This is a genomic window from Gluconacetobacter sp. (assembly GCF_047721585.1).
Lineage (GTDB): Bacteria > Pseudomonadota > Alphaproteobacteria > Acetobacterales > Acetobacteraceae > Gluconacetobacter > Gluconacetobacter dulcium.
Window position 1 is genome coordinate 22,242 of record NZ_JBDNXE010000016.1, and the last position, 25,617, is coordinate 47,858.

A 25,617-nucleotide genomic window follows, 5' to 3' on the forward strand; every position below is an offset into this window, starting at 1 on the left:
TCCGGCACGGGAGAGAGAGATGACGAACGCGACGAAGGGGCATGACCCATCCTGGCAGACCGCCTATCTGGCGGGTGGCTGTTTCTGGTGTACCGAAGCGGCGTTACGTGAACTGGCCGGTATCGAGGACGTGGTGCCGGGTTATGCGGGTGGCGATGTTGCGAGCCCGACATATGAGCAGGTGTGCACCGGCCGGACCGGCCATGCCGAACTTGTCCGCGTGACGTTCGATCCGGATGTGCTGTCCTATGCCGATCTGTTGCGGATCTTCTTTACCATCCACGACCCGACGACGCTGAACCGGCAGGGCGAGGATGTGGGGACGCAATATCGCTCGGCCATCTTTTACGCGACGCCGGAACAGGAGCGGGTGGCGCGTGCGGTGCGTGACGAAATCGCGGCGGCGCGGTTGTGGCCCGATCCGATCGTGACCGAGATCCAGCCGCTGACGACGTTCTACGAGGCCGAACCCTATCATCACGATTATTTCGCCAAGCATCCGGAGCGCGGCTATTGCGCGGCGGTGATCGCGCCCAAGGTGGCGAAGGTGCGGCGGCTGTTCTTCGACCGGCTGGCGCTGGCCCGCTCGTGATCGCAGGGGGTTATTCGGTCTCGTCGTCCAGGAAAAGCTGGTCCGCTTCCTCGTCGTAATCGAACAGTTCGGCGTAGCGCGCCCAGCCGATCAGGGTTTGCAGGGTCTGCTTGGCGTAGTCGGGGGACATGCTGTCTTCCAGTTCCTCGCGGAAACGCTCGGCGCTGGCGCGGTGGTTGGGCCGTTCGTCCAGCACCGAGCGGATCACGCGGACCAGCGGGACGTTGTGCAGCAGGCTGTGCCAGAGGATCTGCCGCCGTTCGTCGTGGCTGCTCTGGACGAAGCGCGCGCCTTCGGCCGTCAGCAGGATGTCGCCATCCTCCAGTTCGGCGAATTCCAGCAATTGCAGCGATTCGCCCAGCGGGAAGAGGTCGTCCAGCGCCAGTTGCAGGCGCGAGGCGAGGAGCGGCAGGTCGGCCCTTCCGTCCAGCGGGTCGGCGGCCAGGGTTTCCATCATGCCGACCATCGTGTTCATCGGCAGGTCGGGCAGGGCGACCTGAATCGGTGCCGTGGGTTGCGGCGCCGTTTCGCCGATGGGGAGTTCGGCTTCGGAGACGATCGGGGCGCGGCGGGTCATCAGCGCGTAGATCTGGTCGACCAGTTGGCGGAAGGCGGGATCTTCGCGGTTGCGGGGGTGGGCGAAGGGGACCGCCAGTTCGTGCGCCACGCGGCCCGGATTGGAGGAAAAGACCAGGATGCGGTCGCACATCAGGACCGCTTCCTCGATATTATGGGTGACCAGCAGCATGGATTTGACCGGCAGCTTGCGCTCCGCCCACAGTTCGATCAGGTCGGTGCGGAGGTTTTCCGCCGTCAGGACGTCCAGTGCCGAAAAGGGTTCGTCCATCAGCAGCAGGTCGGGCTGGACGACGAGCGCCCGTGCGAGACCCACGCGCTGGCGCATGCCGCCCGATAATTCCTTGGGATAGGCGTTTTCGTAGCCGCCCAGGCCGATCAGGTCGATCGCGGCTTCGGCCAGGCGGTCGCGCTCGGCGGCGGCGATGCCCTTGGCTTCCAGCCCCAGCTCCACGTTCTTCTGCACCGTCAGCCATGGGAACAGGGCGAAGGACTGGAATACCATCGCGATGCCGGGGACCGGTCCGGAGACCGGGCGGCCCTTCCACAGGATGCTGCCTTCGGTGGGCGGGAGCAGGCCGGCCACGATGCGCAGCAGCGTCGATTTGCCCGAGCCGGAGCGGCCCAGCAGGCCGACGATCTCGCCCGAGCGGAGGCTGAGGGTCACGTCGTCCAGCACCACCAGATCGGCCGCGCCGCCCTTGTGGTAGGCCTGGCGGCAGTCGATGACGCGGATCAGGTCCTCCTGGTCCTCGACCTGGGGCGTGGGGGCCGAGGGGGAAGGCGAGAGGGTCATGGCGCGGTCCCGGATGATGGTCAGACGAAGGCGAAGTGGCGGCGGGCGTAATCGGCCAGCGGACGCCACACCGCGCGATTGAACAGCAGGACGAACATCGCCATGACCGTCATGCCCAGCCCGACATGGGCGGTGTCGCCCGCCACCGTGGCGTGGGCGATATAGGCCCCCAGCCCATGGGCGGACAGATGGTCGCTGCCCCAGCTTGCGACCTCGGCGGCGATGGCGGCGTTCCACGCGCCGCCGGAGGCGGTGATGGCGCCGGTGATGTAGTGCGGCAGGATGCCCGGCAGGGCGACCCGCAGCCACCAGAGCGGGCCGCGCACCTGAAGGCTGCGTGCGACCTCCAGCAGGTCGGCGGGGTAGGACGATGCGGCGGCGACCACGTTGAACAGGATATACCACTGGGTGCCGAGGATCATCAGCGGCGTGAGCCAGATATCGCTGCTGAGATGGTAGTGGACGATCAGCACGACGAAGATGGGGAAGAACAGGTTGGCCGGGAAGGCGGCCATGAACTGGGCCACGAACTGCGTGCGTCGGGCGCGGGTGGGGTCGAGCCCCAGCCAGATGCCTGCGGGCACCCAGACCAGCGAGGCCAGCAGGACCATGGACACCACCCGCAGCAGCGTGAACGTGCCGAGTTCGACGACATGCAGCAGTTCGAGCGGTGCGAAGGTGGCCCGCGCATAGATCCAGACCTGCCACAGGGCGAGCAGGCTCAGTCCGGCCAGCAGGGCGGTCCAGCCCCAGTCGAGCAGGCGGGACGGGAGGATGGCGCCCTGGCGGACCTCGTGGGGACGACGGCCAAGGGGGAGGCCGCCGATGGCGGTCAGGCCGTTGCCGATGGCATCGGTGATGCGGCGGAGCAGTGCCGTGCGGCGCAGCAGGACCAGCATCCACGGGTCCGACGCCGGGGTGGCATCCGACGACGCGGCGCCGAAGCGCGCGGACCAGGCGACCAGCGGCCGGAACAGCAACTGGTCGTAGGCCAGGATGACCACCAGCATGGCCAGGATGGCATATAGCACGGCCCACAGGTCGCGCTGGGCGATGGCGGTGCCGACATAGGAGCCGATGCCGGGGAGCAGGATATCGGTGTTGCCGACCGTGATCGTCTCGGAATAGACGACCATGAACCAGCCGCCGGACATGGAGACCATGGCGTTCCAGACCAGCCCCGGTACGGCGAAGGGGACATCCAGCCGCCAGAATTTCTGCCAGGAGGTGAGGCCGAAGCCCCGGGCGACTTCTTCCAGATCGGGCGGGACGGCGCGGAGCGACTGGTACATGCTGAAGGCCATGTTCCAGGCCTGGCTGGTGAAGATGGTGAAGATCGCCGCCAGTTCGGCCCCCAGGATGCGGCCGGGGAACAGGCCCATGAAAAAGACGACCGTGAAGGTGAGGAAGCCCAGGATCGGCACCGATTGCAGCACGTCCAGCACCGGCACCAGGATCAGCGCGGCGCGGCGGCTCTTGGCGGCCCAGACGGCGTAGGTGAAGGTGAACAGCAGCGAGGCGCCGAGGGCCGCGAACATGCGCAGGGTGGTGCGCACCGCATAGCCGGGCAGCCACGCGGGATCGAGATGGATTACGGCGGCATTGGGTGCCGTGATGGGCGCCAGCATGTGGCGCCCGGCCGTGGCCAGCAGCACGGCCAGCCCCAGCATGCACAGCAGGGCGGCCAGGTCGAACAGGTTGGGCCGGCTGTCGCGGGATAAAAAGGCGGGAAGCCAACGCGCCGTCATGAGCCTCTTTCCTGTCTGCCCAATACCGCCGGCCCGTCAGGCGGTGCCGGTGCTGCCGAAGCCGCCCGAGGCGCGGGAGGTTTCGTCGAGGCTCTCGGTTTCCTGCCAGGCGACGCGGACCACAGGGGCCAGCACGGCCTGGGCGATGCGCATGCCGCGCGTAATGTCCAGCGGCGCATCGCCCGTGTTGAGCAGGATGATGCCGATTTCGCCGCGATAATCCTCGTCGATCGTGCCGGGCGTGTTGGGCAGGGTGATCCCGTGCTTCAGCGCCAGGCCCGAGCGCGGGCGGATCTGCAATTCATAACCGGGCGGCAGGGCGATGCACAGGCCGGTGGGCACCAGCAGGCGGGCGCCGGGGGCGAGTGTGACCGGTTCGCGCACCGCCGCCAGCAGGTCCATGCCGGCGGCGCCCGCCGTGGCGTAGCCGGGAAGGGGGAGGTCGGCCGCGTGGGGCAGGCGGCGGACGGCGACGGAAACGATGGGGGCGGTCATGAGGCACTCCGGCCGGTAGCGGAAACGGGGGGGAAGAAGGCGGCGATCCGGTCGGCCAGATGGGTGGCCACGGCCTGCTTGGTCATGCGGGGCCAGTGCTCCGCGCCGTCGCCGGTGATCAGGGTGATTTCGTTTTCCGTGCCGCCCATGATGCCGGTTTCCGGCCGCACGTCATTGGCCACGATCCAGTCGCAGCCCTTGCGCTGCCGCTTGGCCGTCGCGTGCTGCTCGACCGTATCGGTCTCGGCGGCGAAGCCGATGACGAGGGCGGGGCGGCTGGCGCCGGGGGTGGAGAGTTCGGCCAGGATGTCGGGGTTGGGCACCAGCGTCAGGACCGGTGGTGGGGCGCCGGCTGTCTTCTTGATCTTGCCGGTGGCTTCGCCTGCTACGTGCCAGTCGGCGACGGCGGCGGCGCACACCGCGATGTCGCAGGGCAGGGCGTCCCGGCAGGCCGCCAGCATCTGCCTGGCCGTTTCGACCCGGTGGAGGGTGACGCCCGCCGGCGCGGGCAGGTCGACCGGCCCGCTGACCAGCGTGACGCGCGCGCCCAGCGTGGCGAGGGCCGTGGCGATGTCATAGCCCTGGCGGCCGGAGGAGCGGTTGGCGAGGTAGCGGACCGGGTCGATCGGTTCGTGGGTCGGGCCGGCGGTGACCAGCGCGTGCCGGCCGGCGAGCGGGCCGGGAGCGGCCGTGCCGGCGAGGTGGCGGAAAATGGCTTGGGCGATGGCGGGTGGTTCGGCGAGGCGGCCGGGGCCGGTTTCGTTGCAGGCCATCAGCCCGATTTCCGGCCCGACCACCGCGACGCCGCGAGCGCGCAGGGTGGCCAGGTTGGCCTTGGTGGCCGGATGTTCCCACATGCGGACATTCATCGCCGGGGCGATCAGCACCGGTTTGTCGGTGGCCAGCAGCAGCGTGCTGGCCAGGTCGTCGGCCAGTCCGGCGGCCATGCGGGCCATGATGTCGGCGGTGGCGGGGCAGACCACCAGCAGGTCGCCGGAGCGCGAGAGGGCGATGTGGCCCATCTCGTTCTCGTCGGTCAGGGAGAACAGGTCCTCGTACACCTTTTCGCCGGTCAGGGCCTGGAGGCTGAGCGGGGTGACGAACTGCCGGCCGGCCGGCGTGAGCACGGTGCGCACGCGCAGGCCCGCGCCCGTGAGCAGGCGGATCAGTTCCAGCGTCTTATAGGCGGCGATTCCCCCGCACACGATCAGCAGGACCGTGCGGCCGCCGATCGGGGCGGGGGCGGCTTGCATCGTCAGATCCGCCAGCCGGAATGGATGGCCGCGATGCCGCCCGACAGGTTGCGGACCGTCACATGCTCCAGCCCCGCATTGCGCATCATGCCGGCCAGGGTTTCCTGGTCGGGGAACATGCGGATGCTCTCGGCCAGATACTGGTAGCTCTCGCGGTCGCCGGCGATGGCGGCGCCCATGCGCGGCAGCACATGGAACGACCAGGCGTCATAGACCGGTGAGAGGGCCGCGACCTGCACGCGGGAAAATTCGAGGCATAGGAAGCGCCCGCCCGGACGCAGTACGCGCCGCGCCTCGCGCAGCACGGCGTCCTTGTCGGTGCAGTTGCGCAGGCCGAAGGCGATCGTGACCCGGTCGACGGAGCGGTCGGGCAGGGGGATGGCCTCGGCGTCCACCACGGCGAAATTCAGGCTGGAGATCAGCCCGCGTTCCAGCGCCCGGCTGCGCCCGACGGAGAGCATGCTGGCATTGATGTCGGACAGGATGGCCCGGCCGCCGCCGGCGCGCAGCCAGCCGAACGAGATGTCGCCCGTGCCGCCCGCCAGATCGAGCAGCGTGAGGTCGGGGTGGGCGCCTATTTCGGTGACGAAAATCTTCTTCCACGCCCGGTGGATGCCCAGCGACATGACATCGTTCATGATGTCGTAGCGGGTGGCCACGCTGTCGAACACGGCGCGCACCATCGGCTTCTTTTCGGCCAGGGGCACGTCACGGAAGCCGAAATCGGTCGTCTCCGCGCCGGAGGGAGGGGCGCCGGCGGCGTCGGGGATGGCGGAGGGCTTGGTATTGTCGGTCATGGTTCAGGGATATAACCTCAGATCCACTCATGCCGGAACTCCCTGAAGTCGAAACAGTGATGCGTGGGATGCGGTTGCATCTCGATGGCAGGACGATCGCCCGTGTGACGGTGCGGCGCGAGGGGATGCGCACGCCCTTTCCGCCGGACCTCGCCCGGCGGCTGGAAGGCGCGCGGGTCCGCGGATTTGCCCGCCGTGGGAAATATATCCTGATGCGGCTGGATACGGGCGAGAGCATGCTGCTGCATCTGGGCATGTCCGGGCGGGTGCTGCTGTCGCTGCCCGGCAAGGCGCCCGCGCCCGACCGGCATGAGCATCTGTCGTTCGAAACCACGGATGGCACCCATTTCGGCCTGATCGACCCACGGCGCTTCGGCACCGTGGATATGATGCCGACGGCCGATGAAGGAACGCATCGGCTGCTGGCCCGACTCGGCCCCGAGCCGCTGGGGAACGGATTTTCGCAGGCGTGGCTGCATCAGGCGATCGCGCGGCGGAAGACCTCGATCAAAGCGGCGCTGATGGACCAGTCGGTGGTGGCGGGCATCGGGAATATCTATGCCTCCGAAGCCCTGTTCCGCGCCGGCATCCATCCGGCGCGGATGGCCTGCGGGTTGGACGCGGCCGAGGAGGCGCGGCTGGTCGAGGCGATCCGCGCGGTGTTGGAAGAGGCCATCGCGGCCGGCGGATCAAGCCTGCGCGACTATGCCCAGCCGGATGGGGAACTGGGCTATTTCCAGCATGCCTGGCGGGTCTATGGTCGTGCGGGGCAGGGATGCCCGGATTGCCCTGGCGGCAAGGTCTGCGGTGGCGTGGTGCGGATAGAGCAGGCGGGACGTTCGACCTTCTTCTGCCCTCGGCGGCAGGTGCTTCCCGTCGGTGCGCCGATGGCGGCCGGTTGATTGGCATGGCAGTATTTCCTGCCGTGCGGAAGAGTTGTCTTGACGGGGGTGGAGGGCTTGGACTAGATCGCCACCCTGATCTGGATGTCCGAGGCCTGCCGGCGACGGACCTCGTAACCATATTTTTGAACTGAGAATCATGGCGAACACTGCTTCCGCGCGTAAGCGCATCCGTCAGAACGAGCGCCGCAATGCGCGCAACACGGCGCGCGTTTCGCGCATGCGCACCTTCGTGAAGAAGGTCGAGGCGGCGATCGCCTCGGGCAACAAGGAAGAGGCGACCAGCGCCCTGCGTGCGGCCCAGCCGGAAATGCAGCGCGCTTCGGGCAAGGGCGTGATCCACGCCAACACCGTTTCTCGCAAGATTTCGCGCCTGTCGGCGCGCATCAAGGCGCTCGTCGCGGCTTGATTGTCTGCGTCGGCTGGTATTGTTGAAATCCGGCAAGTAGACGCATAGAATTCGGCAAAAGGTCGTTCCTCTCTTTCAAGGAGGGGAGCGGCCTTTGCTTTTTGTGTAAAAGTTCCGGCTGATTGCTTCAGGTTCCCGTGACTGGTGCTGTTGTGTGTGGCGGGGGAGATTTTCCCGTTCCGCCGGCCCAGTTTTCCGTTGCCTCGATCGGGCCGGTGACCTATCTTCTGCTTCTTCATTCCGAGACGACTGAGCAGGACATCGTGGCCGCGCCTTTTTTGGTGCCGGGCAAGGGAGGCTTGTTTTCCTTTGCGTGGCGGGCTGGCGGCAGGTGGATTGCGTGGGATCATCGGTATGACGGAGACGGAAAACGCAGGGACGGATCTTCCGCATGATCGGAAGGGTACCGTCTCCATGGGGCCGGGATGGAACATGACGGGCGAACTCAGTGGATATGATGCCGTCGCGGAAGCCCGGTCGGTCCGGAATGTTCTCGACATCCACTGGTCGCGGATCTGTTCACGCCTGCAAGCCGAGGTTGGCGAGGTCGAGTATCGCACCTGGCTGAAGCAGATCAGCATTGGTCCGGTCGATGGCGACGAGATCACGCTCAATCTGCCGACCCGCTTTCTGCGCGACTGGGTGCGTACGCAGTATGGCGACCGGCTGAGTGCGCTGTGGAATGCCGAACTGCCGTCGATCCGCCGGGTGGAATTGCAGGTTGGGCGGGCTGAGCCGGTTGCCGATCCGGCGGATGCGGGTGACGGCGGCGGTTCGGCCGATGCCGCGCCGGTTGCCGCCGTGGACGAGCGGGTGGCCGAGGCGCGCAGCGAACTGAGCCGGCATGACCTGGCCGCGCCGCTGGACCCGCGTTTTACCTTCGATACGTTCGTGGTCGGCAAGCCTAACGAATTTGCCTATGCCTGCGCCCGCCGGGTGGCGGAGCGGCCGTCCAGCCCCGGTTTCAATCCGCTGTTCCTCTACGGGGGCGTCGGGCTGGGCAAGACGCATCTGATGCATGCGATCGGCTCGGAACTGACGCGGGGCGGCAAGGTCTCGGTGGCGTATATGTCGGCCGAGAAATTCATGTACCGCTTTATCGCCGCGATCCGCTCGCAATCGACGATGGAATTCAAGGAACAGCTTCGCTCGGTCGATGTGCTGATGATCGACGACCTTCAGTTCCTGATCGGCAAGGATAATACGCAGGAAGAATTCTTCCATACGTTCAACGCGCTGGTCGATGCCGGGCGGCAGATCGTGGTGTCCGCCGACAAGTCGCCATCCGACCTGTCGGGGCTGGAAGACCGGCTGCGCACGCGGCTGGGATGCGGCATGGTGGCCGACATTCATGCCACGACCTTCGAACTGCGGATCTCGATCCTGGAATCGAAGGCGGCGGCGTCGGGTGTCGCGGTGCCGGCCAAGGTGCTGGAATTCCTGGCCCACAAGATTACGTCGAACGTGCGGGAACTGGAGGGCGCGCTGAACCGCCTGATCGCCCATGCCAATCTGTTCGGCCGGCCGGTGACGCTGGAAGCGACGCAGGATGTGCTGCACGATATCCTCAAGGCCCATGACCGGCGGGTGACGATCGAGGAAATCCAGCGCAAGGTGGCCGAGCACTGGAACATCCGCCTGACCGACATGTCCTCGGCCCGGCGTGCGCGCGCGGTGGCGCGGCCCCGGCAGGTGGCAATGTATCTGGCCAAGCAGTTGACCAGCCGGTCTCTGCCGGAAATCGGGCGCAAGTTCGGCAACCGCGATCATACGACCGTCATGCACGCGGTGGCGCGGGTGACCGAGCTGATGGAGCGGGATACCGCGTTCGCCGAGGATGTCGAACTGCTGCGCCGTATGCTGGAAAGCTGACGGGCGGCCGCTGGATCGCCCGGCGGGGCTTTGCGCAGCCGGCCGGGGACTGCTAGAATCACGGGACCGAAGGTCATATCTGGCAGTCCGGGCGGGTGGCCGGGGCGGCCATGATCCCGGTGGCGTATGCCGGGCAAGGAGAGTCTGTACCTATGAAGCTGAAGGCTGACCGCGCGACATTGCTGAAGGCTCTGGCGCATATCCAGAGTGTCGCCGAGAAGCGGAATACCATTCCGATTCTGGCCAATGTTCTGATCAATGTCGCGGATGGTCGGCTGACGCTGACGGCGACCGATATGGAAATCGCGGTGGTCGAGGAAATCGGCGCCGAGACGGCCCGCAATGGTGCCGTGACCGCGCCTGCCGCCGTGCTGCATGAGATCGTCCGCAAGCTGCCTGACGGGGTGGGGGTCGAACTGGACCATGCGGGCGGCGATGCGCCGCTGGCACTGCGGGCCGGGCGGTACACCACCAGCCTGAATGTGCTGGATGTGGACGATTTTCCGTCGATGACGGCGGGGGATCTGCCCAACCGCTTTACGGTGGCGGCCGCGGTGCTGCGCGGGTTGATCGACCGCACGCGCTTTGCGATCTCGACCGAAGAGACGCGCTACTATCTCAACGGCATCTTTCTGCATGTTGCCGCCGGCGATACCGGGCCGATGCTGCGTGCGGTGGCGACCGATGGGCATCGTCTGGCGCGGGTCGAGACCGAGGTTCCTTCGGGGGCGGAGGCGATGCCGGGCGTGATCGTGCCGCGCAAGACGATCGCCGAACTGCGCAAGCTGCTCGATGAAGGCGCCGAGGATGTGGTGGTCGGTCTGTCCGACACCCGTATCCAGTTCTCGGTGGGGCCGGTGACGCTGACCTCGAAGCTGATCGACGGCACCTTCCCCGAATATGACCGGGTGATTCCGCGCGGCAACGACCGGGTTCTGCGCGTGGGGAAGAAGGATTTCTCCGACGCCGTTGCCCGCGTCGCCGCGATCAGCCAGGAACGCTCGCGGCCCGTCAAACTCTCGATCGGGCGCAATCTGCTGACGCTTTCTGCGATCAGCCCCGACCAGGGGACGGCGAAGGAAGAACTGGACGAGAACTACGTGACCTACGATGCCGACCCGATGGAGATCGGCTTCCAGGCGCGTTATCTGAACGACATTACCGACCAGATCGACCGCGACGTGGAATTCCTGTTTTCCGACAGTTCCGCCCCGACCATCGTGCGTGATGTCGCCAGCCCCTCGGCGCTGTACGTGCTGATGCCGATGCGGGTCTGATCGCGGGGGCGCTGGCCGCATCATGGCGCGCCTTGAGCGGCTGGCGCTGACGGATTTCAGGAATTACGCGCGTCTGGTCTGGCGGCCGGATGCGCCGGTCAATGTCATTACCGGCGAAAACGGCACCGGGAAAACCAACCTGCTGGAGGCTTTGTCCCTGCTGGTGCCGGGGCGCGGCCTGCGTGGCGCGCGCGGTGCCGAGATGGCGCGGCACGGGACGCCTTTATGGGGCGTGGCGGCGCGTTTCGTCGCGCCGGACGGTCTGCTGTCCGACCTTTCCACCGGCAGCGATCCCGTGCGGCCCGAACGCCGGGCCTTTCGGCGCGACGGCGAGGCCGTGCGCGGGCGGGGGGCGCTGGCCGATTCCCTCTCGGCCGTGTGGCTGACGCCGCAGATGGACCGGCTGTTTCAGGACGGGTTGCCTGGCCGCAGGCGGTTTCTGGACCGGTTGGTGGTGGCGCTGGAGCCCGGTCATGCGCGGGAACTGGCGGCCCATGACCAATCGGTGACGCAGCGCAATCGGCTGCTGGCCGGGGGGCGTGCCGATGCGGCGTGGCTGGCGGCGCTGGAGGATTCGGTGGCGCGGCATGCCGTGGCCGCGACGGCGGCGCGGCTGGTGCTGACGGATCGGCTGAACGAGGAAGGGGGGCTGGGGGCGCCGGAAGGGTTTCCCGCGGCGCGGCTCGACCTCCTGTGCCCGATCGCGGAGCAGTTGCGCAGCCGCCCGGCGCTGGCGGTCGAGGACTGGCTGCGCGACCGGCTGGCGGCCGGCCGGGCGGCGGATGCGGCGCGGGGCGGTGCCGGCATGGGCGCGCACCGCGCCGACATGGTGCTGTCGGACCGGGCCAGCGGCCGGCCGGCGGCGCAGGCCAGCACCGGCCAGCAGAAGGCGCTGCTGCTGGGGGTGGTGCTGGCCCATGCGGCGTTGATGACGCGGCATCGGGGGGAGGGGCCGGTGATCCTGCTGGACGAGCCGCTGGTGCATCTGGACGAGCGGCGGCGCGAGGCGCTCTTTCGCAGTCTCGACGGATTTGACGGCACGGTTCTGATGACCGGGACCGATGCCGACCTGTTTTACCCGCTGCGCGGTCGCGCGGCGTTCTGCACGCTGTCGGACGGAGTGCTTCGGCCCGAAGGGGGAATTCCCCCGGCCGATGCTGGTTCGATGGACCCGAAGCCTGTATGATCGTGGCGTTCGACCACGATCCTGTCTGGAGCATCTGCCCGGTATGTCCGATCCATCCAATCCCGCTCAGAAACCCGATACGGACATGAGCGGGACCTTGCCCGAAGATTCGGACTATGATGCCGCTTCCATTTCCGTCCTGAAGGGACTGGACGCCGTTCGCAAGCGGCCCGGCATGTATATCGGCGATACCGATGACGGGTCGGGCCTGCATCATATGGCCTTCGAGATCATCGATAACGCGGTCGATGAGGCCCAGGCCGGATTCGCCACCAGTTGCATCGTGACGCTGAATGGCGACGGCAGCGTGACGGTGCGCGACAACGGGCGTGGCATCCCGACCGACATGCATATCGAGGAGGGGGTCAGCGCGGCTGAAGTGGTGCTGACCAAGCTGCATGCCGGCGGCAAGTTCAACCAGAATTCCTACAAGGTGTCGGGCGGCCTGCACGGTGTGGGCGCCGCTGTGGTCAATGCCCTGTCCGAGTGGATGGAAGTGCGGATCTGGCGCAACGGGCAGGAGCACATGATCCGCTTCCAGCATGGCGAACGCGATGCGCCGCTGGCGATCATCGGGCCGAGTGCCGAGCCGCGCGGCACCCAGGTCACGTTCAAGCCGAGTGTCGGAACCTTCAAGATTACTGAGTTCGATTTCGCCATCCTGGAACGGCGGATGCGTGAACTCGCGTTTCTCAATTCCGGCCTGGAGATCATCTTGCGCGACGAGCGGCATACGCCGACGCGCGAGGAGAATTTTCACTATGAAGGCGGTCTGTCCGCCTTCGTGTCGTGGCTGGATCGGGGGAAGAGTTCGATCGTCGATCCGCCGATTACCGGTAGCCTCCAGAACGAGGAAAACGGCATCAAGGTCGAGTTCGCGCTTTCGTGGAACGACAGTTTCCATGAGACGATGCTGTGCTTCACCAACAATATTCCGCAGCGCGACGGTGGCTCGCACCTCGCCGGGTTCCGGCAGGCGCTGACCCGTGTCGTCGGCAAATATGCCGAGAGCAACGCCAGCAAGAAGGACAACCAGTCGCTGGTGGGTGAGGACATGCGCGAGGGCATGACGGCCGTGCTGTCGGTGAAGGTGCCGGACCCGAAATTCTCGTCGCAGACCAAGGACAAGCTGGTTTCCTCCGAAGTGCAGCCGGTGGTGCATGCGGCGGCGGCGGACATGATCGCCCATTGGTTCGAGACCCATCCGAAAGAGGCCCGTGGTATCGTCGCGAAGGTGATGGATGCGGCGGCGGCGCGCGAAGCGGCGCGGCGCGCCCGCGAACTGACGCGGCGCAAGGGGGTGCTCGATGTCTCGTCGCTGCCGGGCAAGCTGGCGGACTGTCAGGAACGAGATCCGGCGAAGTCGGAACTGTTCATCGTCGAGGGTGACTCGGCGGGTGGCACCGCCAAGCAGGGGCGCGACCGGCGTTTTCAGGCGATCCTGCCGCTGAAGGGCAAGATCCTGAACGTGGAGCGCGCGCGCTTCGACCGGATGCTGGGCTCGGCCGAAGTCGGCACGCTGATTACCGCGCTGGGGACCGGGATCGGCCGGGGCGAGGTGGACCAGGGCGGGTTTTCGATCAACAAGCTGCGGTATCACCGCGTCGTCATCATGACCGACGCGGATGTCGACGGGTCGCATATCCGCACGCTGCTGCTGACGTTCTTCTTCCGCCAGATGCCCGAACTGATCGAGCGCGGGCACCTGTATATCGCCCAGCCGCCGCTCTATCGCGCCAAGCGGGGCAATGACGAACGCTACCTGAAGGATGACGCGGCGCTGGAGCAGTATCTGCTGGACAAGGCGCTGGCCAATGCGTCGATGCGCTATGCCGACGGGCGCGTGCTCCAGGGGGCGGAACTGGCGGCTGAAGTGCTCTTTATCCGCGATGTGACGCGCGCGATCCAGCGCCTGTCGGTGCGGGCGCCGATCTGGATTCTGGAACAGGCGGCGGTGACCGGCGCGCTGAGTGCCGACACGCAGGTGGTGCAGGGGCGGGTGCCGGCCTTGCAGGCGCGGCTCGACGAGGTTTCGCTGCCCAATGAGCGGGGCTGGAAGGTGACCGCCACGGCGGAATCCGGGCTGGAAATGGCGCGGAGTGTGCGCGGTGTGGGCGAAATCTACCGCCTGGACGCGGCGGCGCTGCGCAGTGCGGAGGTTCGCTGGCTGGCCGAGCGCGGGGAGCGGCTTGGGGCCGATTTCGCGGCGCCGGTCGAACTGACGCTGGATGGCACGGCGCGGACCTCCGCCGGCCCGGCCTCGCTGTACGAGCGTATCCTGGCGCAGGGGCGGCGTGGGCTTTCGATCAACCGCTTCAAAGGGCTGGGCGAGATGAACGATGCCCAGCTCTGGGAAACGACGCTGGACCCGGCCATGCGCACGCTGTTGCAGGTGAAAGTTGGGGATGTGGAGAATGCCGAACAGGTCTTCTCGACCCTGATGGGCGACGTTGTGGAGCCGCGCCGGGATTTCATCGTCGGCAATGCGCTCAAGGTCGCGAATCTGGACGTCTGAGGCAGGCGATTTCCATTATGTCGTGTCGTGGAGAGCAGTGATGCGTCTGTCACGTAAGATCGCGGCGCGGGGACTTCCCGCGCTGGCTCTGGCGGCCCTGCTCGGTGCGTGGACGCCGGTTGTTCAGGCGGCGGAGGCGCCCGCGTCCGGGCAGATCGTCCATACCTATGGTGTGTTCAATCACGGCTTTCGGGCGCTGACGATTGCGGCGCGCTATGCCGTGACGCCGGATGGCTATGCCGTGCGGTCGACGATCCGCAGCGGCGGCCTGCTGGGGCTGCTGGTGCATATGAACGTCACCTCGCAGGCGACGGGGCGTTTCGTGCCCGATGGGGTGCAGCCGCTGACTTATGACAGTGCGGGCTATTCGCGCGGCGAGGATCGGCATGTCGTGCTGGATTACAGCGGCGGACAGACGCGTATCGCGCTCCAGACCCCGCCCGAGCCCAGTCGCGACCCGATTCCGGCCGCCGATCTGGCACCGGCGATGGATTCGCTCAGCGCGTTGATGCGGCTGCAACAGGCGGTGCGGGCGCATCATCAGTGCGACGGGTCGGCGACCGTGTTCGATGGGGCGCGGCTGCTGCGGATGGATGCCCATACGGTGGGCATGCAGGACATGGCGCGCGATTCCCGTCAGCCTTATCAGGGCGCGGCGTTGCGCTGCGATTTCAGCGACATGCAGATTGCCGGGTTCCGCAAGAGCGACGGGCCGGGTTCGGCGGCCCGCAAGCCCGTGAACGGCTCGGTCTGGTTTCAGGATGTGCCGGGCGATGGGCTGACGATCGTCCGCATCGCCTTCGACCATCCGAAGCTGGGACATTTGACGGTGATGCTGTTGCCGGATGCCGCTTAGGGCGTTTGCTGACGCCAACTGTTCAGGCTGGAATTAATTCGCCGGCGAGGTGCGGGATTTCGGTCATGGAATCGCCGCCAGCCGTGGCGCCGGCTTCCATCTCCGGGCGGCCATAGCCCCAGCGGGCGAATATGGCCCGCACGCCGGCCCCTTCGGCGGCCGCGATGTCGTTGTGATGGTCGCCGACCATGACGGACCGCAGCGGCGTGCCGTGGGCCTGCTGAATGGTGCCGAGCAGGTGGATGGGGTCGGGCTTGCGGGCGGAGAAACTGTCGCCGCCGCCGACGGCGTCGAACACGCCTTCCAGCCCCAGCGCGTCGATGATGCGTGTCGCGGCGGCGACCGGCTTGTTGGTGCAGACCGCCAGCCGCCAGCCCTGCGCCCGCAGGGTCTTCAGCGCATAGTCGGTGCCGGGGAACAGGCGGGACTGTTCGGTGGAGCGGGGCGTGTAGTCGGCCATGTAGCGTTGCACGGCCTCAACGGCGTCGATCGACGTTGCGGCCTCGCCGGCATGGGCCAGCAGGCGGCGCACCAGCGCGGCCACGCCGTCACCGACCATGGCGCGCACCAGGTCGGGCGCGATTCCGGGCAGGCCGTAGCTTCGCAGCATGCGGTCGGCGCTGGCGGCGAGGTCCGGCAGGCTGTCCAGAAGCGTGCCGTCCATGTCGAAAACGGCGAGGCGGGGTGGGGTCTGTGATGGCATGGGCTTCTCCTGACACCGGGCCTTTCGGGCTGGATGCAGTAATTGGTAAACCTAAGTGATGGCCTTGGATCACCCTTTATTTGACAGGGCCGATCCTCGCCCGCTACCCGCATGACATGAATGCCCCGCCTCTGTCCGCGACGCCCGCGGACCTGACCGCCCGACGCCCCGCCACCGCCGTCATCCTGGCGGCGGGAATGGGAACGCGCATGAAGTCCGCCCAGCCGAAGGTGATGCATCCGCTCGCCGGCCGGCCGATGCTGCGCTACCTGCTGGATCATGCGGCCACGGTGTTCGACCGGATCGTGGTCGTCGTCGGGCCGGGGATGGAGCAGGTGGCCGCGCTGGCGGCGCCGCATCAGGTCGTCGTGCAGGCGGATCGGCTGGGCACCGCCCATGCCGCCGCCCAGGCGGCGGATCTGTTCGGTGACGGCGATGTGGCCGTGCTGTATGGCGACAATCCGCTGATCACGCCGGAGAGTATGCGCAACCTGCTGGCCTGCCGGGCAACGCCCGGTGTCGGTCTGGCGCTGATGGCGATGCGGCCGCGCGATCCGGGCCGCTATGGCCGGATCGTCAGTGAAGACGGGCTGGTAAAGCGGATCGTGGAATGGGCGGATGCGAGCGCGCAGGAGCGGGCGATCGGTCTGTGCAATGCCGGCGTGCTGTGCGCCGAGGCCGCGACCTTCCGGCGCTGGCTGTCGATGGTGCGCAACGACAACGCGCAGGGCGAATATTATCTGGGCGACGTGGTGGCGCTGGCCGTTGCCGAAGGGGAGCAGGTGCGCGCGGTGGAGGCGCCCGAGGACGAATTGCGCGGCATCAATTCCCGCGCCGAACTGGCCGAGGCCGAAGCCTGCGTCCAGAAACGCCTCCGCGCGGCAGCGATGGATGCGGGTGTGACGCTGGTGGCGCCGGAGACGGTCTTTCTGTCGGCCGATACTGTGTTCGAGCCGGATGTGCTGGTACAGCCCCATGTGGTGTTCGGGCCGGGGGTGCGGGTGCATCGTGGGGCGGAGATCCGGGCGTTCAGCCATCTGGAAGGCTGCGTGGTCGGGCCGGGGGCGCTGATCGGGCCTTATGCGCGGCTGCGGCCGGGCAGCGATGTGGGGGCGGCGGCGCATGTCGGCAATTTCGTCGAGTTGAAGGCGACGACGCTTGGTGCCGGGGCGAAGGCGAACCATCTGACCTATCTGGGCGATGCGGCGATCGGGGCCGGAACCAATGTCGGAGCCGGGACGATTACCTGCAATTATGACGGTGTGTTCAAGCACCGTACCGAGATCGGCGCGGAGTGCTTTATCGGGTCGGATGCGATTCTGGTGGCGCCGGTGGCGATCGGTGACGGGGCGCTGGTCGCGGCGGGAAGCGTCGTGACCGAAGACGTGCCTGCCGGCGCGCTGGCCTTCGGCCGCGCGCGGCAGGAGAACAAGGACGGTCGGGGGGCGGCGTTGCGCGATGCCCTGCGCCGCAAGAAGAAGGAGCAGGGGTGATGTGCGGCATAGTCGGCGTCGTCGGCGGCAGGGACGCCACACCGATCATCTTCGATGCCCTGCGGCGGCTGGAATATCGCGGCTATGATTCCGCCGGCATCGCGACGCTGGTGGACGGGCGGATCGAGCGGCGCCGCGCGGCGGGCAAGCTGGATAATCTGGCGGCGTTGCTGGCGCGGGAGCCGCTGGCGGGCGTGACGGGCATCGGCCATACGCGCTGGGCCACCCATGGCGCGCCGACCGAGAACAACGCGCACCCGCACGCCACCGCCCGCGTGTCGATCGTGCATAACGGCATCATCGAGAATTTCGAGGAACTGCGCCGCGAACTGGAACAGGCCGGCCATGTCTTCGTGACCGAGACCGACAGCGAGACCGTGGCGCAACTGGTCGATTTCCATATGGCGCGGGGCCTGCCGCCGCGCGAGGCGGCGTTTGCCACGCTGCGCCGGCTGGAAGGGGCCTATGCGCTGGCGATGATCTTCGCCGGGCATGACAACCTGATGATCGGTGCGCGGCACGGGGCGCCGCTGGTGGTGGGCTATGGCGAGAACGAGATGTTTCTCGGTTCCGACAGTCTGGCCCTGGCGCCGCTGACGCGCCGCATCGCCTATCTGGACGATGGCGACTGGGTGGTGGTGACGCCGGAGGGCGCGGAATTCTTCGACGCCTCGGGCGAGCGGGTGGAGCGCGCGGTACGCGTGACCGCGCTGATCGCCGGTTCGGTCGGCAAGGACGGTTATCGCCATTACATGGAAAAGGAACTGCACGAACACCCGGTGGTGATCGGGCAGACCCTTCAGCGGCTGATCGACCCCGCGACCCGGCGGGTGATGATGCCGGATCTGCCGTTCGACCTTGCGTCGCTGCCGCGTGCGGTGGTGACGGCCTGTGGCTCGGCCTTTTATGCCGGGCTGGTCGGCCGCTACTGGCTGGAAGCGGTGGCGGGGCTGCCGGTCGATATCGATGTGGCCAGCGAACTGCGCTATCGCGATCCGCCGCTGACGCCGGGGGGGCTGGGCCTGCTGATTTCGCAGTCTGGCGAGACGGCGGATACGCTGGCCGCGCTGCGCGGCATGCGGGCGCGCGGGCAGCATATTCTCTCGGTGCTGAATGTGGAGCAGAGCACGATGGCGCGCGAAAGCGACATCGTGCTGGGGACCGTTGCCGGACCCGAAATCTCCGTGGCCAGTACCAAGGCGTTTACCGCCCAGCTTTCGGTGCTGGCGTGCCTGACGATTGCGATCGGGCGGGCGCGCGGTACGCTGTCGGAGGCGCGGGAGCAGGATCTGGTGACGGAACTGCTGGACCTGCCCAGCCGTGCGAACGAGGTGTTCGACCAGGGGCCGGCGATCCGCGAGATGGCGGCGGTCGTGGCACGGGCGCGCGACGTGCTGTATCTGGGGCGCGGATCGTCCTTTCCGGTGGCCATGGAAGGGGCGCTGAAGCTGAAGGAGGTCTCGTATATCCATGCCGAGGCCTATGCGGCGGGCGAGATGAAGCATGGTCCGATCTCGCTGATCGACAATACCGTGCCGATCGTGGCCACGCTGCCTTCGGGCCGGCTGTTCGAGAAGACGCTGTCCAACCTTCAGGAAGCCCGTGCGCGAGGGGGGCGGCTGCTGGTCTTTACCGACACGAAGGGCGCGCCGCGCCTGCGCGATCTGGCGGAAATCGTGGTTGCGCTGCCGACGGTGAGCGAATTTACCGCTCCGGTGCTTCAGACGATTCCGGTGCAGATGCTGGCGTATGAAGTCGCCCTGCTGAAGGGGACGGATGTGGACCAGCCGCGCAATCTGGCAAAGTCGGTGACCGTCGAATAGCCGGATGGCCCTGGGGCGGTCGGTGCAGGTCGCACGCTGACGGGTGTTGTCTTCGGCCGGCGGAGGCAACATCCTCTCGCCCCGAACCGCCGGCTGGCCCGGTGGCGGGAAGGGAGCGATATCCATGACGAAAATGGAATCCGGCGGACGGCCGCGGGTACTGGTGCGCGGGGCCGGCGTGGCGGGCCTGACCAGCGCGGTGACGTTGGCGGAGCGCGGCGCCGACGTGGTGCTGCTGGAGATCGGTGGCCGCGAGGGCTCCGGGGCGTCGTGGATGGCGGGGGGGATGCTGGCGCCGTGGTGCGAGGCCGAATCCGCGCCGCCGGAAGTGACGCGCGATTCGCTCGAATCGGTCGAATGGTGGGCCGCCCATGTGCCGGACGTGGCGCGGAATGGCACGCTGGTGCTGGCCCCGCCGCGCGATGTGGGCGATATCGCGCGTTTCGCACGGCGAACCAGCCATTTCCAGACCGTGGATGGTGCCCGCATCGCTGAACTGGAACCCGATCTGGAGGGGCGGTTCGACAAGGGGCTGTTCTTTCCCGAGGAGGGGCATCTGGACCCGCGCGAGGCGCTGGGGGCGCTGCGTGCGCGACTGGTCGCGCTGGGCGGCACGATCGTTGTCAATGCGCCGGCCGAGCGCATGGCTGAAGTCCCGTGGCATGGCGCGCGGCCCGACTGGGTGGTGGATTGCACGGGAATCGCCGCCGAAAACCGCTTGACCGGACTGCGTGGGGTGCGCGGCGAGATGGTGTTGCTGCGCTGCCATGAGGTGACGCTGAGCCGGCCGGTCCGCATGCTGCATCCGCGGATACCGGTTTACATCGTGCCCAGGGCGGACCATCTGTTCATGGTGGGGGCGACGATGGTGGAGAGCGAGAGTCTGGCCAGCATGACCCTGCGCTCGATGGTGGAATTGCTGACCGCCGCCTATGTGCTGCATCCGGCCTTTGGTGAGGCGGAAATCGTCGAAACGGGCGTTGGCGTGCGGCCCGCCTATCCGGACAATGTGCCGGCCGTGACCGTGGAAGGGCGCACCGTTCATGTGAACGGGATGTATCGTCATGGTTTTCTGCTGTCGCCTTCGCGGGCCAGGCAGGTGGGCGACATCGTGTTCGGCGGCCCCGCCGCCTGACGGTTTGGCGGGGCGACGGGCGAACGGGGCGGGGAGGAATGACGTTGAGGATATTGGTGAACGAGGAGCCGCGCGAGGTCACGACGGCGACCCTGGCCGGCCTGCTGGATGAACTGGGTTATGGCGACGCCAGGGTGGCGACGGCGGTGGATGGCGCGTTCGTCCCGGCATCGCGCCGGGCGTCATGGACGATTGATGAGGGCGCGCGGATCGAGATCCTGGCCCCGATGCAGGGGGGATAGACCCATGCTGTTCTATGGTACCGAACTGTCGTCCCGCCTGATGCTGGGGACGGCGCAATATCCGTCGCCCGAAATCCTGGCCGATGCCGTGCGGGCGGCCCAGGCGGGGGTGGTGACGGTGTCGCTGCGGCGCGAATCGGTCGGCAGTCGCGCGGGGCAGGCTTTCTGGTCGCTGATCCGCGATCTGGGCGTGCCGGTTCTGCCCAATACCGCCGGTTGCCATACGGTGAAGGAGGCGGTGACGACCGCCCACATGGCGCGCGAGGTGTTCGAGACCGACTGGATCAAGCTGGAAGTCATCGGCGAATCGGACACGCTGCAACCCGACATGTTCGCGCTGGTCGAGGCGGCGCGAATCCTGAGCGAGGACGGATTCAAGGTCTTTCCGTACATGACGGAGGATCTGGTCGGGGCCGAGCGCCTGTTGCGGGCGGGCTGCCGGGTGCTGATGCCCTGGGGGGCACCGATCGGCTCCGGCAAGGGGCTGAACAATGTGTTCGGCCTGCGGGCATTGCGCGCGCATTTTCCCGATGTGCCGCTGGTGGTGGATGCGGGGATCGGCCTGCCGTCTCACGCCGCCCAGGCGATGGAACTGGGCTATGACGCCGTGCTGATCAATACCGCCGTGGCGCAGTCGGGCGATCCGGCGCGGATGGCGGCGGCGTTTCGCCTTGCTGTCGAGGCCGGGCTGATCGCGCGGGCCGCCGACCCGATGGAGCAGCGCGACATGGCGGCGCCTTCGACCCCTGTGTTGGGCCGGGCGGTGCTGGCATGAGCCTGCCGTCACGGATCTATCCGGTCGTCGATCGGGCGGTGTGGGTCGATCGTCTGGGCGGGGCCGGGGCGCGGCTGATCCAGTTACGCGTCAAGGATCTGGAAGGCGCCGCGCTGCTGGGGGAGATCCGCGCCGCGCGTGCCCATGCCGCGCGCCATGGCGTGTGCCTGGTGCTGAATGATTACTGGCGCCTCGCTCTGGATGAAGGAATCGACTTCATTCATCTGGGCCAGGAAGATCTGGACGATGCCGATCTGGCGGCGATTCGGGCTGGTGGGATTCGTCTGGGCGTGAGTACCCATTCCACCGGTGAACTCGATCGTGCCCTGTCGGTGCGGCCCGACTATGTCGCGCTCGGCCCGGTCTGGCCGACCCGGCTGAAGAAGATGCCCTGGGGGCCGCAGGGTGTGGAGCGGCTGAGGGAGTGGAAGCGGCTGGTTGGGTCGGTGCCGCTGGTCGCCATCGGTGGCATTACGCTGGCGCGCGTGGCATCCTGCATCGCGGCCGGGGCGGATTGCGTTTCCGCCGTGTCCGACTTCATCGGCCAGCCGGACCCCGAGGCGCAGGTCCGGGCGTGGCTGGCGGCCACGGCTGAGGGCGCCGTGTTTCAGGACGGCAGCATAACGTGACCGTCTGGTGCCGTTGCCGGTAACCGGCCGGTATGCTTTTTCGGGGCATGAGCACGGGCGAGGGCACCGGCGCCGCATCGCGGGGCCGGAAGGCCATCGGAATGTCATACTCTCGGGCCATGATGAATGGGCCGGGCGTAGGACGACAGGGAGTTAACGGATGGCGGTGACAGGTCTGGCTGCGGTTCTTCTGGCGATCGCCGCGCTTCTGGTGGTCGTCAGCGCGGTTCAGCCGGTCGCAAGACGCCTGGAAATCTCGGAAACGGTGCTGCTGGCGCTGGCGGGAATCGTGCTGGGTGGCAGCGCCGACCTGGTGTTGCGGTCGTCCTATACCGAACTGTTCAACGGCGCGGCCGAGACCCTGCTGGATTTTCCGCTGAACAGCGAAGCCTTTCTGCTGATCTTCCTGCCCGCGCTGGTGTTTCAGGGGGCGCTGGCCATCGATGTGCGCCGTCTGGCGCATGAGACGGCGACCGTGCTGCTGCTGGCGGTGGTGGCGGTGGTGGTCTCGACCGCGACCATCGGGCTTGCGCTGTTTCCCTTTGCCGGGCTGCCGCTTTCGGTCTGCCTGCTGCTGGGGGCGATCGTGGCGACCACCGACCCGTCGGCGGTGGCGGGAATCTTTCGCGATATCGGGGCCAGCAGCCGGCTGACCCGTCTGGTCGAGGGGGAGGCGCTGCTGAACGACGCGGCGGCGATTTCGATCTTCTCGCTGCTGCTGGCGGCCGTGACGTCGCATCACAGCATCGCGCCGGGCAGCGCCCTGCTGGAATTCCTGGTCTCGTTCATCGGCGCCATTGTCATGGGCGTGCTGTTCGGGCGGCTGACGCTGCTGATGATCACCACCATCGGCGCGGCGCCGGCGGCGGAGATTACGCTGACCGTGGCGCTGCCCTATATCGTCTATATTCTCTGCGACGAGTTTCTGGGGTTCTCCGGCGTCGTGGCCGCCGCGTCGGCGGGGCTGACCATGTCGGTCTATGGACCTTCGACGTTTCGGCCGCAGACATGGCGCTTTCTCAACGAACTCTGGCAGCAGCTTGTGTTCTGGGCCGGGTCGCTGGTGTTCGTGCTGGCGTCGATGCTGGTGCCCCGGCTGCTGGTGGGCATGACGCGCTGGGATTGCGTGCTGATCCTGCTGGCAACGGGGGCCGGGCTCCTGGCGCGCGGCGCGGTGGTGTTCGGCCTGCTGCCGCTGCTGGCGGCGACGCGCCTGTCGCCGCCGGTGCCCACGCCCTTCAAGATCACGATGGTCTGGGGCGGGCTGCGGGGGGCGATCACGCTGGCGCTGGCGCTGGCGGTGACCGAGAACCAGCATGTCTCGACCCCCGTCGCGCATTTCATCGGGATCATCGCGACCGGGTTCGTGCTGATTACGCTGTTCGTCAACGGCACCACGCTGCGGTATCTGGTGCTGTTCCTGAAGCTCGACCAGCTTTCGCCGATCGACCAGGCGTTGCGGCATCAGGTGCTGGGCATCGGGCTGGGCGAGGTGCGCGACCGCACCAGCGAGGTCGCCGAGGAACTGGGCTTCTCCCGCGCGGTGTCGGACACCGTCATCAGCCAGCTTGGCCGGCAGGTGGAGGAAGAGGAGCAGGCCAATACGTTCGACACCGCGCTGGGCGACCGGCAGAGGGTGACACTGGCGCTGATCGTGATCGCGAACCGCGAACGCTCGATCCTGCTGGACCTGTTCCGCATCCAGGGCCTGTCGCGCCCGGTGATGGAGACATTGCTACGCTCGGCCGAGGCGATGGTCGATGGTGCCCGGCTGGAAGGGCGTTTCGGCTATGTGCGCGCGCTGCGCCGACGCCTGCGGCCGTCGCTGCGGTTCCGGCTGGCGCAGGCGATCCATCATGGCTTCCATTTCGACCAGCCGCTGATGTCGTGCATGACCGAGCGGTTCGAGATGCTGATGATCAGCTATTTCGTCTCGCTGTCGCTGATCCGCTTCATGCGCACGCGCATGGAGCCGACGCTGGGCAGCCGCATCGGCGAAATCGTCGGCGAGGTGCTGGAGCGGCAGCGCAAGCTGCTGAACGAGGCGTTGCATACGCTGCGGCTGCATTATCAGGGCTATTCGGAGGCGCTGGAAATGCGCCTGCTGCAACAGGTCTCGTTGCGGCTGGAAGGAGAGGAATATGACTCCCTTCTATCGGAGTCTCTGATCAGCGACGAATTGCACCGCGAACTTCATCGCGATGTCGAGCGGCGGCGCGGACATCTGGGTGCGCCGCTGGTCTTCGACATCAAGGCGGGGATCGAGGCGCGGATGCGCGCGCTGCCGGTTTTCCGTGGCCTGTCGGATGAAGTGCTGCATGCGATCGCGCCGCAATTTTCCATCCATTTCACCTCGCCGGGCGAGCGGCTGTATCGGCGTGGGCGGCGGGTGCGAACCGTCTATTTCATCAGTGCCGGGCTGGCGGAAACCCATTTCCCCGAACATGACGTGCGGTTCGGGGCCGGCGATGTGATCGGGGCGGAGGAAGCCCTGTCGCGCATGCCGGCGCGGGCGGTGACGCGGTCGTTGCAGTTCGGCCAGTTCCTGACCATCAGCACGCGCCGTTTCCGCCGGCTGGTGGCCGATTACCCCGACATTCTGGCCAACCTCGATGAACTGACGCGGGAGCGGCATACGACCGAACGCTCCGGCGTCGCGTTGCTGCCGGGCGACAGCGCCGTTGTGAGAGCGTCTGACGATGCGATCGCGCTGGCGACGGCCGACCTGGCGGACGCGCTGCCCGAATCGGCCGACAGGCCGGACCATCAGCAGGGGCCGTCTCCCTGATTTCAAGGGATGCGGGGATATGGTCGTTTCGATACTGTTCTGATGGCGGTGCGGCGGACTGGTGGGTAATCGCCAGTCCGTGCCCCGGTTTGTCTGGTCCGGAGGATTTGTATGCTGACATTGCAGGTAAACGGTACGGCGCATCAGGTGGATGTTCCCGATGACATGCCGCTGCTGTGGGTCCTGCGGGATGTGCTGGGGCTGCCGGGCACGAAGTTCGGTTGCGGGATCGGCCAGTGCGGGGCCTGCACCGTGCATGTCGACGGCAAGGCGGTCCGGGCCTGTTCGCTGCCGGCCTCGCTGGTGGGCCAGCGGCCGGTCACGACGATCGAGGGGCTGGCCGAGGACGAGGTGGCGGCGGAGGTGACGAAAGCCTGGCTGGAGATCGATGTCGTCCAGTGCGGCTATTGCCAGCCCGGCCAGATCATGGCGGCCATCGCGCTGCTGAAAAGCAATCTGCACCCCTCCGACGACGAGATCGATCAGGCGATGTCGGGCAATATCTGTCGCTGCGGTACCTATCGGCGGATCAGGGCGGCCATTCGTAACGTGGCCGGAGCGGTTTGATGGCGATGACGACGATTGCCGTTTCGCGCCGCCGGGCGTTGGCCGGGGCCGGCGGGTTGTTGATGGCGGTGGTGCTGCCGCGCGCGCGGGCGCGCGCCGCGCCGGCGGGCGGTGTGGTGGCTGTTAAAATCCCCGCCCCCCCCGCGTCGCTCGACATGGGCGACGCACCGGTCTGGCGCATCGCCACC

At 67.3% G+C, this 25,617-nt stretch carries 22 protein-coding genes and 1 pseudogene; 17 read left to right on the forward strand and 6 right to left on the reverse strand.

The window, feature by feature from the left end:
- The first annotated feature begins 19 nt into the window (after positions 1 to 19).
- A complete protein-coding gene (msrA, locus tag ABF821_RS05195; RefSeq protein WP_182972541.1) occupies positions 20 to 592 on the forward strand; it encodes a peptide-methionine (S)-S-oxide reductase MsrA in 573 nt (190 codons plus the stop codon).
- Between the two features lie 10 nt (positions 593 to 602).
- Here the strand turns inward: msrA and ABF821_RS05200 are convergent, their stop codons facing one another.
- Genes ABF821_RS05200 through ABF821_RS05220 form a run of 5 tightly spaced genes read right to left on the reverse strand, consistent with a single transcriptional unit; the run spans position 603 to position 6,257 of the window.
- Positions 603 to 1,964, reverse strand: coding sequence for an AAA-associated domain-containing protein (locus ABF821_RS05200; protein WP_415529270.1), 1,362 nt, complete (start codon positions 1,962 to 1,964; stop codon positions 603 to 605).
- 20 nt (positions 1,965 to 1,984) lie between these two features.
- Positions 1,985 to 3,712, reverse strand: coding sequence for an ABC transporter permease (locus tag ABF821_RS05205; RefSeq protein WP_415529271.1), 1,728 nt, complete (start codon positions 3,710 to 3,712; stop codon positions 1,985 to 1,987).
- Between the two features lie 36 nt (positions 3,713 to 3,748).
- Positions 3,749 to 4,207 carry a dUTP diphosphatase gene (gene dut, locus ABF821_RS05210; protein ID WP_415529272.1) on the reverse strand — a complete coding sequence of 153 codons (459 nt, stop codon included), beginning with the start codon at positions 4,205 to 4,207 and terminating at the stop codon, positions 3,749 to 3,751.
- The gene (gene coaBC / locus ABF821_RS05215) at positions 4,204 to 5,460 is read right to left on the reverse strand and encodes a bifunctional phosphopantothenoylcysteine decarboxylase/phosphopantothenate--cysteine ligase CoaBC (protein WP_415529273.1); all 1,257 of its coding nucleotides are present in this window, start codon (positions 5,458 to 5,460) and stop codon (positions 4,204 to 4,206) included. The genes dut and coaBC overlap by 4 nt, the downstream gene beginning before the upstream one ends.
- Positions 5,461 to 5,462: 2 nt before the next feature.
- Positions 5,463 to 6,257, reverse strand: coding sequence for a class I SAM-dependent methyltransferase (locus tag ABF821_RS05220; RefSeq protein ID WP_415529274.1), 795 nt, complete (start codon positions 6,255 to 6,257; stop codon positions 5,463 to 5,465).
- 29 nt (positions 6,258 to 6,286) lie between these two features.
- On the opposite strand from ABF821_RS05220, the gene mutM reads away from it, so the two are divergent.
- From mutM to ABF821_RS05255, 7 genes are all read left to right on the forward strand, one after another.
- Positions 6,287 to 7,159, forward strand: coding sequence for a bifunctional DNA-formamidopyrimidine glycosylase/DNA-(apurinic or apyrimidinic site) lyase (gene mutM / locus ABF821_RS05225; RefSeq protein ID WP_415529275.1), 873 nt, complete (start codon positions 6,287 to 6,289; stop codon positions 7,157 to 7,159).
- Positions 7,160 to 7,298: 139 nt separating this feature from the next.
- A complete protein-coding gene (rpsT, locus tag ABF821_RS05230; protein ID WP_114728253.1) occupies positions 7,299 to 7,568 on the forward strand; it encodes a 30S ribosomal protein S20 in 270 nt (89 codons plus the stop codon).
- Positions 7,569 to 8,000: 432 nt separating this feature from the next.
- Positions 8,001 to 9,440 carry a chromosomal replication initiator protein DnaA gene (dnaA, locus tag ABF821_RS05235; protein ID WP_415529284.1) on the forward strand — a complete coding sequence of 480 codons (1,440 nt, stop codon included), beginning with the start codon at positions 8,001 to 8,003 and terminating at the stop codon, positions 9,438 to 9,440.
- Positions 9,441 to 9,592: 152 nt separating this feature from the next.
- Positions 9,593 to 10,717 carry a DNA polymerase III subunit beta gene (gene dnaN / locus ABF821_RS05240; protein ID WP_182972549.1) on the forward strand — a complete coding sequence of 375 codons (1,125 nt, stop codon included), beginning with the start codon at positions 9,593 to 9,595 and terminating at the stop codon, positions 10,715 to 10,717.
- Positions 10,718 to 10,739: 22 nt separating this feature from the next.
- Complete coding sequence (recF, locus tag ABF821_RS05245) at positions 10,740 to 11,903, forward strand: DNA replication/repair protein RecF (protein WP_415529276.1); 1,164 nt, start codon at positions 10,740 to 10,742, stop codon at positions 11,901 to 11,903.
- A 43-nt stretch (positions 11,904 to 11,946) separates the two neighbouring features.
- On the forward strand, positions 11,947 to 14,418 hold the full coding sequence (gyrB, locus tag ABF821_RS05250) for a DNA topoisomerase (ATP-hydrolyzing) subunit B (RefSeq protein WP_415529277.1): 2,472 nt from the start codon (positions 11,947 to 11,949) through the stop codon (positions 14,416 to 14,418).
- Positions 14,419 to 14,458: 40 nt separating this feature from the next.
- Positions 14,459 to 15,274: a hypothetical protein gene (locus tag ABF821_RS05255; protein ID WP_415529278.1), complete on the forward strand. Its 816-nt coding sequence runs from the start codon at positions 14,459 to 14,461 to the stop codon at positions 15,272 to 15,274.
- Between the two features lie 22 nt (positions 15,275 to 15,296).
- On the opposite strand, the gene gph is transcribed toward ABF821_RS05255, so the two are convergent.
- Positions 15,297 to 15,977, reverse strand: a complete 681-nt coding sequence (gene gph / locus ABF821_RS05260; protein ID WP_415529279.1) for a phosphoglycolate phosphatase — start codon at positions 15,975 to 15,977, stop codon at positions 15,297 to 15,299.
- A 116-nt stretch (positions 15,978 to 16,093) separates the two neighbouring features.
- Between gph and glmU the strand changes: the two genes are divergently transcribed.
- The 9 genes and pseudogenes from glmU to ABF821_RS05305 form a co-directional block, all read left to right on the forward strand.
- Positions 16,094 to 17,470, forward strand: a complete 1,377-nt coding sequence (gene glmU / locus ABF821_RS05265; RefSeq protein ID WP_182972657.1) for a bifunctional UDP-N-acetylglucosamine diphosphorylase/glucosamine-1-phosphate N-acetyltransferase GlmU — start codon at positions 16,094 to 16,096, stop codon at positions 17,468 to 17,470.
- On the forward strand, positions 17,470 to 19,293 hold the full coding sequence (gene glmS / locus ABF821_RS05270) for a glutamine--fructose-6-phosphate transaminase (isomerizing) (protein ID WP_415529280.1): 1,824 nt from the start codon (positions 17,470 to 17,472) through the stop codon (positions 19,291 to 19,293). Before glmU ends, glmS begins: the two co-directional genes overlap by 1 nt.
- Positions 19,294 to 19,417: 124 nt before the next feature.
- Positions 19,418 to 20,428 carry a glycine oxidase ThiO gene (thiO, locus tag ABF821_RS05275; protein ID WP_182972554.1) on the forward strand — a complete coding sequence of 337 codons (1,011 nt, stop codon included), beginning with the start codon at positions 19,418 to 19,420 and terminating at the stop codon, positions 20,426 to 20,428.
- A 44-nt stretch (positions 20,429 to 20,472) separates the two neighbouring features.
- Entirely contained in the window at positions 20,473 to 20,670 is a 198-nt protein-coding gene (thiS, locus tag ABF821_RS05280; protein WP_182972555.1) for a sulfur carrier protein ThiS, read from the forward strand.
- A 4-nt stretch (positions 20,671 to 20,674) separates the two neighbouring features.
- A complete protein-coding gene (locus ABF821_RS05285) occupies positions 20,675 to 21,445 on the forward strand; it encodes a thiazole synthase (protein ID WP_182972556.1) in 771 nt (256 codons plus the stop codon).
- Entirely contained in the window at positions 21,442 to 22,074 is a 633-nt protein-coding gene (locus tag ABF821_RS05290) for a thiamine phosphate synthase (protein ID WP_415529281.1), read from the forward strand. The genes ABF821_RS05285 and ABF821_RS05290 overlap by 4 nt, the downstream gene beginning before the upstream one ends.
- A 160-nt stretch (positions 22,075 to 22,234) precedes the next feature.
- On the forward strand, positions 22,235 to 24,862 hold the full coding sequence (locus tag ABF821_RS05295; protein ID WP_183009444.1) for a cation:proton antiporter: 2,628 nt from the start codon (positions 22,235 to 22,237) through the stop codon (positions 24,860 to 24,862).
- Between the two features lie 111 nt (positions 24,863 to 24,973).
- Positions 24,974 to 25,429: a (2Fe-2S)-binding protein gene (locus ABF821_RS05300; protein WP_182972559.1), complete on the forward strand. Its 456-nt coding sequence runs from the start codon at positions 24,974 to 24,976 to the stop codon at positions 25,427 to 25,429.
- Positions 25,429 to 25,617, forward strand: a pseudogene (locus ABF821_RS05305) (hypothetical protein); the annotation flags it as partial. The gene ABF821_RS05300 and the pseudogene ABF821_RS05305, both read left to right, overlap by 1 nt.

What these genes read in the sequence shown, in the direction of transcription:
- msrA (WP_182972541.1), top strand. Translation starts at nt 20, where the DNA reads ATGACGAACGCGACGAAGGGGCATGACCCATCCTGGCAGACCGCCTAT.
- ABF821_RS05200 (WP_415529270.1), bottom strand. Translation starts at nt 1,964, where the DNA reads ATGACCCTCTCGCCTTCCCCCTCGGCCCCCACGCCCCAGGTCGAGGAC.
- ABF821_RS05205 (WP_415529271.1), bottom strand. Translation starts at nt 3,712, where the DNA reads ATGACGGCGCGTTGGCTTCCCGCCTTTTTATCCCGCGACAGCCGGCCC.
- dut (WP_415529272.1), bottom strand. Translation starts at nt 4,207, where the DNA reads ATGACCGCCCCCATCGTTTCCGTCGCCGTCCGCCGCCTGCCCCACGCG.
- coaBC (WP_415529273.1), bottom strand. Translation starts at nt 5,460, where the DNA reads ATGCAAGCCGCCCCCGCCCCGATCGGCGGCCGCACGGTCCTGCTGATC.
- ABF821_RS05220 (WP_415529274.1), bottom strand. Translation starts at nt 6,257, where the DNA reads ATGACCGACAATACCAAGCCCTCCGCCATCCCCGACGCCGCCGGCGCC.
- mutM (WP_415529275.1), top strand. Translation starts at nt 6,287, where the DNA reads ATGCCGGAACTCCCTGAAGTCGAAACAGTGATGCGTGGGATGCGGTTG.
- rpsT (WP_114728253.1), top strand. Translation starts at nt 7,299, where the DNA reads ATGGCGAACACTGCTTCCGCGCGTAAGCGCATCCGTCAGAACGAGCGC.
- dnaA (WP_415529284.1), top strand. Translation starts at nt 8,001, where the DNA reads ATGACGGGCGAACTCAGTGGATATGATGCCGTCGCGGAAGCCCGGTCG.
- dnaN (WP_182972549.1), top strand. Translation starts at nt 9,593, where the DNA reads ATGAAGCTGAAGGCTGACCGCGCGACATTGCTGAAGGCTCTGGCGCAT.
- recF (WP_415529276.1), top strand. Translation starts at nt 10,740, where the DNA reads ATGGCGCGCCTTGAGCGGCTGGCGCTGACGGATTTCAGGAATTACGCG.
- gyrB (WP_415529277.1), top strand. Translation starts at nt 11,947, where the DNA reads ATGTCCGATCCATCCAATCCCGCTCAGAAACCCGATACGGACATGAGC.
- ABF821_RS05255 (WP_415529278.1), top strand. Translation starts at nt 14,459, where the DNA reads ATGCGTCTGTCACGTAAGATCGCGGCGCGGGGACTTCCCGCGCTGGCT.
- gph (WP_415529279.1), bottom strand. Translation starts at nt 15,977, where the DNA reads ATGCCATCACAGACCCCACCCCGCCTCGCCGTTTTCGACATGGACGGC.
- glmU (WP_182972657.1), top strand. Translation starts at nt 16,094, where the DNA reads ATGAATGCCCCGCCTCTGTCCGCGACGCCCGCGGACCTGACCGCCCGA.
- glmS (WP_415529280.1), top strand. Translation starts at nt 17,470, where the DNA reads ATGTGCGGCATAGTCGGCGTCGTCGGCGGCAGGGACGCCACACCGATC.
- thiO (WP_182972554.1), top strand. Translation starts at nt 19,418, where the DNA reads ATGACGAAAATGGAATCCGGCGGACGGCCGCGGGTACTGGTGCGCGGG.
- ABF821_RS05285 (WP_182972556.1), top strand. Translation starts at nt 20,675, where the DNA reads ATGCTGTTCTATGGTACCGAACTGTCGTCCCGCCTGATGCTGGGGACG.
- ABF821_RS05290 (WP_415529281.1), top strand. Translation starts at nt 21,442, where the DNA reads ATGAGCCTGCCGTCACGGATCTATCCGGTCGTCGATCGGGCGGTGTGG.
- ABF821_RS05295 (WP_183009444.1), top strand. Translation starts at nt 22,235, where the DNA reads ATGGCGGTGACAGGTCTGGCTGCGGTTCTTCTGGCGATCGCCGCGCTT.
- ABF821_RS05300 (WP_182972559.1), top strand. Translation starts at nt 24,974, where the DNA reads ATGCTGACATTGCAGGTAAACGGTACGGCGCATCAGGTGGATGTTCCC.